Here is a 7,693-nt window from a genome sequence, read left to right as displayed (position 1 = left end):
AGTTACTTCTCCACCATGTGCATCACGCTGTACAATTGCTTCTTCCACTGCATACTCATCGTAAGGGTTAATAATAAATTCGGCACTATCATCTTCAATTTGTCCGTTTGACACGACAATTTTATCCTCTGTATCAAAAGTTCTCTTTAATAATACGTAAATATTCATTTCTTTTTCCTCCTACGCTCATAATAATTTTACAACCATGTTCCGACTGGTTGGATGTTTACATTTGCTGCTTCTAATCTTTCTTTTACTTTCCGAACAATCGCAATTGCATCATCCGTATCACCATGCACACAAATACTTTCTGCAGTCATTGCAATCGTTTTTCCATTAATTGTTTTGACTTTACCATTCAAAGCCATATTTAGTACTTGATCGGCAGCATCATTTGGATTCTTAATTACAGCACCATCTACAGATCGGGAAACCAACGTTCCATCCTCATTATAAGCTCTGTCTGCAAACACTTCTTTTACAACTTTTATTCCTTTTCCCTCTGCTATTTTATGTACTACTGTGTTCTCAATAACGAATAACATTGTGTCCGGCATTACTTGTAAAATTGCATCTGTCACTGCATCGGCAACCGTTTCGTTCACATAAGACATATTTCCCATACTTCCATGGGATTTAACGTGTTGAATTTCAACTCCATGCCTTATACAAAATGCCTGTAAGGCACCCATTTGATAAATAATATAATTAACTAAATCTTCCTTTTTTATTATAATATCTCTTCTACCAAAGCCTAATAAGTCTGGATATCCCATATGAACACCAATTCCAACGCCATTTTCTTTCGCCATTTTAACCGTTTTATCCATAACATTCGGATCTCCTGCATGGAATCCACATGCAATATTTGCTGATGAAATTAATCGGATAACTTCATCATCTTTTCCCAATTTATAAGCTCCAAAGCTCTCACCCATATCACAATTTAAATCAATATACATCATCATCAACCTTTCTAATCAGTATTTTAATGATTATATTTTCAATTCATTGTTCTTTATCAATCAAACATCAGTGGTCTAGCCACTTTAACATAAGTTCCACCGTCCACTCTTAATGAATGTCCACTAACATAACTAGATTCATCACTAGATAAATATAAACAAGCATAAGCAATATCATCTGAAGTTGCAATTCTACCTAACGGTTGAAAATCTAATGTTTGTTTCCATGCTTCTTCCGGATCAGGTAAATTTTGCATTGTTTCATATAACATTGGCGTATCTACGGTACTTGGCAATACAGCGTTAACTCTAATATTATGTTTTCCACAATCTAATGCCATTTGTCTAGTTAATGCGGTCATTCCACCTTTAGCTGCAGCATAAGCGGCAAACCTTGTTATTGTTTTATCAGCATGCCAGGAAGCAATATTGACAATCGCGCCACTTTTCTGTTGTTCCATTTCCTTTACAGCATACTTAGAGCACAAAAATGCTCCCGTCAAGTTTACCCCTAACACTTTTTGCCATTCTTCTAAGGATGTATCAACTGCAGACTTACGAATAGATACAGCTGCATTATTAATTAAAATATCGATATGATTGAATAGTTCTTTCGTCTCTTGAATTAAATGAATAACACTTTCCTCGTTTGATACATCTGTACGAATAAATTCCACTTCTAACCCTTCTTCTTTTAACTCATCTGTTGCTTCCAATCCAAGTTTTTCATTAACATCTGCAATAACAATTTTAGCTCCTTCTTTTCCAAACATTTTTGCAATAGCAAAACCTATACCACGACTTCCACCCGTAATAATTGCCACTTTATTTTTTAATCTCATCTATAAAACTCCTTCCATGTTCTAATACATAACATTAAAAAACAGTATTAGGACTTGATAGCTTCAATCATCAGAGTTAATTTTATCAAATCCTACATCATCAATATTCATTTAAAATACGGCTGTTTCCATTATTAATTTATTACTTTTAAATCTTTCTACTGATAATGGAGATAAATCTATTGTTTCAAATTTTCCAAGTTGGATTAATTCAGACAACCCCTTACCAGCTGCAGGAGCATGCTGAAATCCATGACCGCTAAAACCAGTAATAATAAAGTACCCTTCCATTTCGGGATGATCACTAATTATTGCATTACAATCAACATAGTTGTAGTCGTATAAACCAGTCCAGCCACTTTCTAATTTAAGCCTTTCAAAGTGATTAGAACGTGCAGCTAATAATGGCCATATTTCTTCTTCAAAAAAACTCTTTTCTAATTTAAAATCATAACCAAATGGAACTTCCGTAGCCCATCCGACAACAATCTTTGAACGTTCACCTCTAAAATGCATTCCGGTTGGATCAAATGTAAAAGGTATTTCTTTTGAGAACTTATCCGCAGTATCAATAGAAAATAGTTGTCTTTTTAAAGGTTTAATTGGAATTTCTATACCTATTTTTTTGCTTAAATCACCAGACCATGGTCCAGCAGCATTAACAACAATAGGAGCTATATAACGTTCACCATTCACAGTCTGCACACCAGTAACTTTCGAAGTTTCCGTTAAAATTGTTTCTACTTCATCATAAATATAAGTAGCACCTAATTGTTTAGATTTTTTTACATATGCTTGTAAAACTGAATAGGGATCAGCACTTCCTGCCTCAGGATCAAAAACAGAACCAGCTAAATCATCTACATTTAGTTCTGGAAAAAAATCTTGAGTTTCTAGTTGATTCATTAAGTTTGTCTTTACACCTAAAGATTTTTGAATTTTAATAATATCTTTAAAAATGGGCATGGATTGTTCATTCAGTAAATATAAGTAACCGTTTTCATTAAAGTCAATAACAGCTAAGTCATTATCAACTTTCATGTCTTCTTCAAAAGTTTTATATTTTTTATAACTATACTGACTCATCTTAATATTCACTTCTGTACTAAATGTTTGGCGAATTCCTCCTTCACTTCTTGGTGTTGAAGAATATTCATATCCACGATCTTTCTCAAATATTCCAATTTTCCCCGTATAACCGTCATTATATAAATTATAAGCAACACTTGAGGACATAATGCCTCCTCCTACAATAATTAAATCAAACTTTTTCGTCATCATAACAGCTCCTATCAGTAATATATTCTTTTATTACTAAAACAACTAGACTTTCAATGTATTGAATAAATTATATGCTACAGATAGAATTACTGTCTATTTCCATAACAACCAAAAATCAACTATCAAATTTATTTATTATATTGCACTTTGTACAAACTAACTCTTTATTAACCTTTTATTTTTCGATATTGTTAACTTCTCGCTCCTATAATATAATAAACACATTGAGTTATTTTGTATTCTTACTAAAAGTAAAAGGAGCAGAGCAATGATTCTAAAGCAAATTGCACAAAAAATATCAGAAGATACAACAAAAATCATTGGGTTTCCTGTAAGTATATCGGACGAAGAAGGTTATTTAATTGGAGTAAATGATTTAAACCGAATAGGATTGTACGACAACCTTTTTGCCGAGGTAATAAAAGCTAATAGATTTATTTACTTTAATGAAAGCGCTGTAAAGGACTTCCCAAATATCTTTCCTGGCGTTGCAGCACCAATTAATGTAAATGAAAAAATTATTGGGGCTGTGGGAATTATTGGAAAAACAGGTAAAGATACGGAAACAAAAAATTATATTAAACTTGTTAAAAATCATATTGAAATGATTTGTCATGAAACAATTAAAAAGGAAGTTAAGTCGCTCGAGTCTAATACCTTAGACACGTTAATTCAGTATGTATTAAATTTTGATAGTCATAAACACGATGAAAAACAAATTATACGTTATGGAAAGATGTTAGGATATGACTTTAATATCGACAGGGTATGTATTGTCATTAAAATAATGAGATGTCACCAACAACAAAATGATGAGCCTACTCTCGAAATGCATGATGAAATTTTAGAAGAGTTAACTGAATATTTTCTTGATCATAACGAAGATTTAATTGGTCGCTTAACTTTTGAGGAGTTTTGTATTTTGAAACATATTGATTATGAGGGGCTTACAGAAAAAAAAATAAATAAGTTTATTAAAAATACTAAAATGGTAAATAAAATATTAAAAAGTAAGTATGGTGTGTATGCTAATATTTCAATCGGAAATATAACGAACGGTATCCAAGGCCTTCAAAATTCATACTACAATGCATTGCAAACTATTGACGTTAATTCGAAATTAAATAATAACAACAGATTTTCTAACTATAATGATTTAACAAACAAACTTCATATTATCATTAATGAACTCCCAAATGACTTTTTTGATCGAATAAAGCCGTCTATCAGGCCATTAATTGAACATGAAAATTATGATGTGCTTGCAAATACATTTATCGTTTACTGTGAATCAAAATTTAATTTGAGTGACGCTGCAAGAAATCTATTTATACATAGAAATTCATTAATTTATCGTTTAAATCAGTTTACAAATATAACAAAAATTACTTTAAGCGACTTTAATCACTGTATATTAGTTTATTTATACCTTAAAATTAACAGTGTATGAGTTTAAGAGTTTGGGATATAGCTTAGTAAAATTCTTTAAAAACGAATAGTTCATTTTAGATAAACTTAACACAAATGTACTATCGCTTTTAGTCGGTAACTGATAAGCCTCTTTTTTGGGGTACGCCTTCCAAAGGCTTATCTATGCTTTTCTTTCCTTAGGAGTTTCCGTATATTTCCTGCGTTTATCGAGTTATCATTCTTATTTGACACTAGCTTTTTATTTTTCCCAAACTCTTTCTACACCTCATCAACTTATTTATAAATTTCTTTAATTTTAGTATATATAGATGCTGCACATATAGTATCTAAAAATCCTACTCCTACTGAATCAAGTAAAGTGATATCATCCGCTGAATTTCTTACTTCCTCTTGTTCTAAAATAACATCAGACAACTCTCCGTAAATTTTATTTAATGACCACTCATTGTTATTATGTGGAATTAATAACCCCCCCGCTTCATTTTTAGCACCTTCAAACGTATCAACGACAACTTTACTAGCACGGTTCAATACATGAACATCGTATTCATGCTTATTAGGTGCACAGGAGCCGATAGCATTAATATGGGTACCTTTTTTAATACATTTTCCACTAAAAACCGGTGTATCTGCAGATGTACAGGAAACTACAATATCTGCTGCTTTCACAGCTTCATTGGCATCTTCCATAATGATTACTTCACCGGCCCAGGAAGAATACAATTCAAAGATTTTTGCACTTAATAATTCAGCTTTGTCGGTTGTACGATTATATAAAATAATTTTTGTAATATCTCTCACTTCCATTATAGCCTGAACCTGACCGAAGGATTGAGCTCCGCAACCGATTACCGATAATACTTCCGAATTTTTTCTTGAAAGATATTTCGTACCAATACCACTAATTGCACCAGTTCTTAACATAGTTAAAGCGGATGCAGATAGTGTCGCTACATGCTTTCCAGAAATGGTTTCCGTTAAAACAATTAAACTTTGAATCATCGGGATTTCTTTATTACTTGGAAATAAACTAGAAATTTTTATAGAGGCATACTGTATATCTTCAATGTAGGATGGCATATATAAGGTATGTGCTCCTTCACCATTATGATGTAAGATCGTTCTAAACGGTATATCTACTCTTGTTGTCTTTGAAAGACTAAATGCCTTTTCCACATCTTTCATACATTGTTTCATACTATAATGTTTCAACACATCTTCTTCTGTAATATGTAACATACTATCTCTCCTTACTATTTATAATTACTTTTATTTATTTTTTCACGGTACAAGAACTGTACTAAACCATGGAAAATAAACCAATAATGCTGTTGCAAATACAAGAGCAATTAGATAAGGAATGGATCCTCTAATAACAGTACTTAATCTTTCATTAAAATGACCACTAATTACAAAAAGGCTTACACCTACGGGTGGTGTTACTTGAGAAATCATCATACATGCAACAGTGATAATTCCAAAATGAATTGGGTCATAGCCCAATGACATAACTGTTGGATACACAATTGGGATTGTTATATAAAGAATTGGTAATGCATCTAAAAACATACCAAATAATAAATAAATCCCTAAAATAAATAGTAAAATTAACCAACCAGGAACTGTTAGTGTTGATACATATTGCGTAATTTGCATTGGTATTTTTATGTAAGTTAGTGCTGTTGAAAACAATACTGCTCCACATAATAGTATGTAAATAACTGTAGTGGTTTTCATTGAATTTACCAAACTACGATTTATATTTTTCCTTGTAAATTCTTTTCTATTAAATACAAAACTAATAACAAGTACGTAAACAACCGCTACAGCTGCTGCTTCTGTTGGAGTAAAAATTCCCGCATATATCCCTCCTAAAACGATAATCGGCATTAATAACGCTGGTAGTCCAATAAAAAAAGAATGCATAATATTTTTTATACTACTTCTCTTTTTAATTTTTAATTGTTCCTTACAGCTAACAATAATCGCAGTAATAATTAAAAGCGCTGCGATAAACAAACCTGGTATAATACCTGCAATAAACATTTGTCCAACATCAATTTGTGTCATTGATGCATAAACAATCATATATACACTTGGTGGTATCATTTGTCCTAGTGTACCTGATGTCGCAATAATTCCCATACTATTTTCTTTTGAATATCCCAACTTTAACATTTCCGGAATAACCATCGCACCTACAGCAACCACAGTAGCTGCAGCAGACCCTGATAATGCTCCAAAAATTACACACGATAATACTGCTGCTGCTGACATTCCTCCTGGAAGGTGGCCAAGTAGATTAGTTATAAATCCTAACATTTTTTTGGCCATTCCAAGATCTGTCATTAGATTTCCTGCCAAAAGAAAATATGGAATAGCTAATAAAATCCAGCTATCGGTTGCAATTAAAAATTGCGATACAACCGTTTCTAACGGCATACCTACAAATCCTAAAACAAGAGCTCCACCGCTAATACTTAAACTCAACCAAATTGGTGCCCCAATGATTAATAAACCTATAAATATAACTAGCCCAATGACAATGACCATGCAATCACTTCCTTCGTCGCAAGTTATTTCTCAATAATTTCTCGAATTTCCTTTATCATTTGTAACAAAGAATAAATCAATCCTATTACCATTCCAGCAACAACTGCTAATGCTGGTATGAATAAAAGCATTTCTCCAGACAATGTCTTTGAACCCATTTCAAGTAATGAGGAACTCCAAAGTATTCCTCCATAAAATAAATATGTAAAAATACAAAGCATAAGGAAACTTATAAAAATATCTATATAATTAATAAACTTTCTATCTTGAAAAAATTCGCGAAGAATATTCATTTTTATATGTTCATCTTGTTTGATTAATGGACCTACATACGCAAACACACCGTATACAATAGAATAAGTGGAAATTTCAATTAATAACTCATATGAAATACCATAAAAGTATCTTAAAATAACGTTTATAAAAGCTAATGCTACACTAATTACAATTGTAATCATTGCAAATATCTCTAATGTTTTGTCCATAAATTGAGCGATTCTAGTAATACTCTTCATTAAGTCCATATACATCATCCTTATTCAAAAATAATACAGCTCAGTTAATTATTTTACAAAATTACTTAATATACATTCATGTGTAAAAATTTTGTTTCATATAAAA

The 7,693-nt window shown here is 31.7% G+C and carries 7 protein-coding genes and 1 pseudogene; 1 reads left to right on the top strand and 7 read right to left on the bottom strand.

The genetic code is table 11. The features are described from left to right. From SPD45_RS14230 to SPD45_RS14215, 4 genes and pseudogenes are all read right to left on the bottom strand, one after another. Window positions 1-168 (bottom strand): annotated as a pseudogene (locus SPD45_RS14230) (electron transfer flavoprotein subunit beta); the annotation flags it as partial. Between the two features lie 29 nt (window positions 169-197). Next, window positions 198-962: a LamB/YcsF family protein gene (locus SPD45_RS14225; protein ID WP_336268440.1), complete on the bottom strand. Its 765-nt coding sequence runs from the start codon at window positions 960-962 to the stop codon at window positions 198-200. 59 nt (window positions 963-1,021) lie between these two features. Then, window positions 1,022-1,807 (bottom strand): SDR family NAD(P)-dependent oxidoreductase, encoded by a 786-nt coding sequence (locus tag SPD45_RS14220; RefSeq protein ID WP_336268439.1) that lies wholly within the window; start codon window positions 1,805-1,807, stop codon window positions 1,022-1,024. 111 nt (window positions 1,808-1,918) lie between these two features. Continuing rightward, complete coding sequence (locus SPD45_RS14215) at window positions 1,919-3,085, bottom strand: NAD(P)/FAD-dependent oxidoreductase (RefSeq protein ID WP_336268438.1); 1,167 nt, start codon at window positions 3,083-3,085, stop codon at window positions 1,919-1,921. Window positions 3,086-3,356: 271 nt separating this feature from the next. Between SPD45_RS14215 and SPD45_RS14210 the strand changes: the two genes are divergently transcribed. Then, entirely contained in the window at window positions 3,357-4,538 is a 1,182-nt protein-coding gene (locus tag SPD45_RS14210; protein WP_336268437.1) for a sugar diacid recognition domain-containing protein, read from the top strand. A gap of 254 nt (window positions 4,539-4,792) precedes the next feature. On the opposite strand, the gene SPD45_RS14205 is transcribed toward SPD45_RS14210, so the two are convergent. From SPD45_RS14205 to SPD45_RS14195, 3 genes are read right to left on the bottom strand one after another with little or no spacing between them, the layout of a single operon-like run. Continuing rightward, window positions 4,793-5,758 carry an ornithine cyclodeaminase family protein gene (locus SPD45_RS14205; protein ID WP_336268436.1) on the bottom strand — a complete coding sequence of 322 codons (966 nt, stop codon included), beginning with the start codon at window positions 5,756-5,758 and terminating at the stop codon, window positions 4,793-4,795. Between the two features lie 42 nt (window positions 5,759-5,800). Beyond that, window positions 5,801-7,072 (bottom strand): TRAP transporter large permease, encoded by a 1,272-nt coding sequence (locus SPD45_RS14200; protein WP_336268435.1) that lies wholly within the window; start codon window positions 7,070-7,072, stop codon window positions 5,801-5,803. A 23-nt stretch (window positions 7,073-7,095) separates the two neighbouring features. Continuing rightward, window positions 7,096-7,596 carry a TRAP transporter small permease gene (locus SPD45_RS14195; protein WP_336268434.1) on the bottom strand — a complete coding sequence of 167 codons (501 nt, stop codon included), beginning with the start codon at window positions 7,594-7,596 and terminating at the stop codon, window positions 7,096-7,098. Window positions 7,597-7,693: the final 97 nt, after the last annotated feature.

The organism is Pseudogracilibacillus sp. SO10305, assembly GCF_037072005.1.
Lineage (GTDB): Bacteria > Bacillota > Bacilli > Bacillales > Amphibacillaceae > Pseudogracilibacillus > Pseudogracilibacillus intestinigallinarum.
This window is presented reverse-complemented; position numbering and strand designations above follow the sequence as displayed.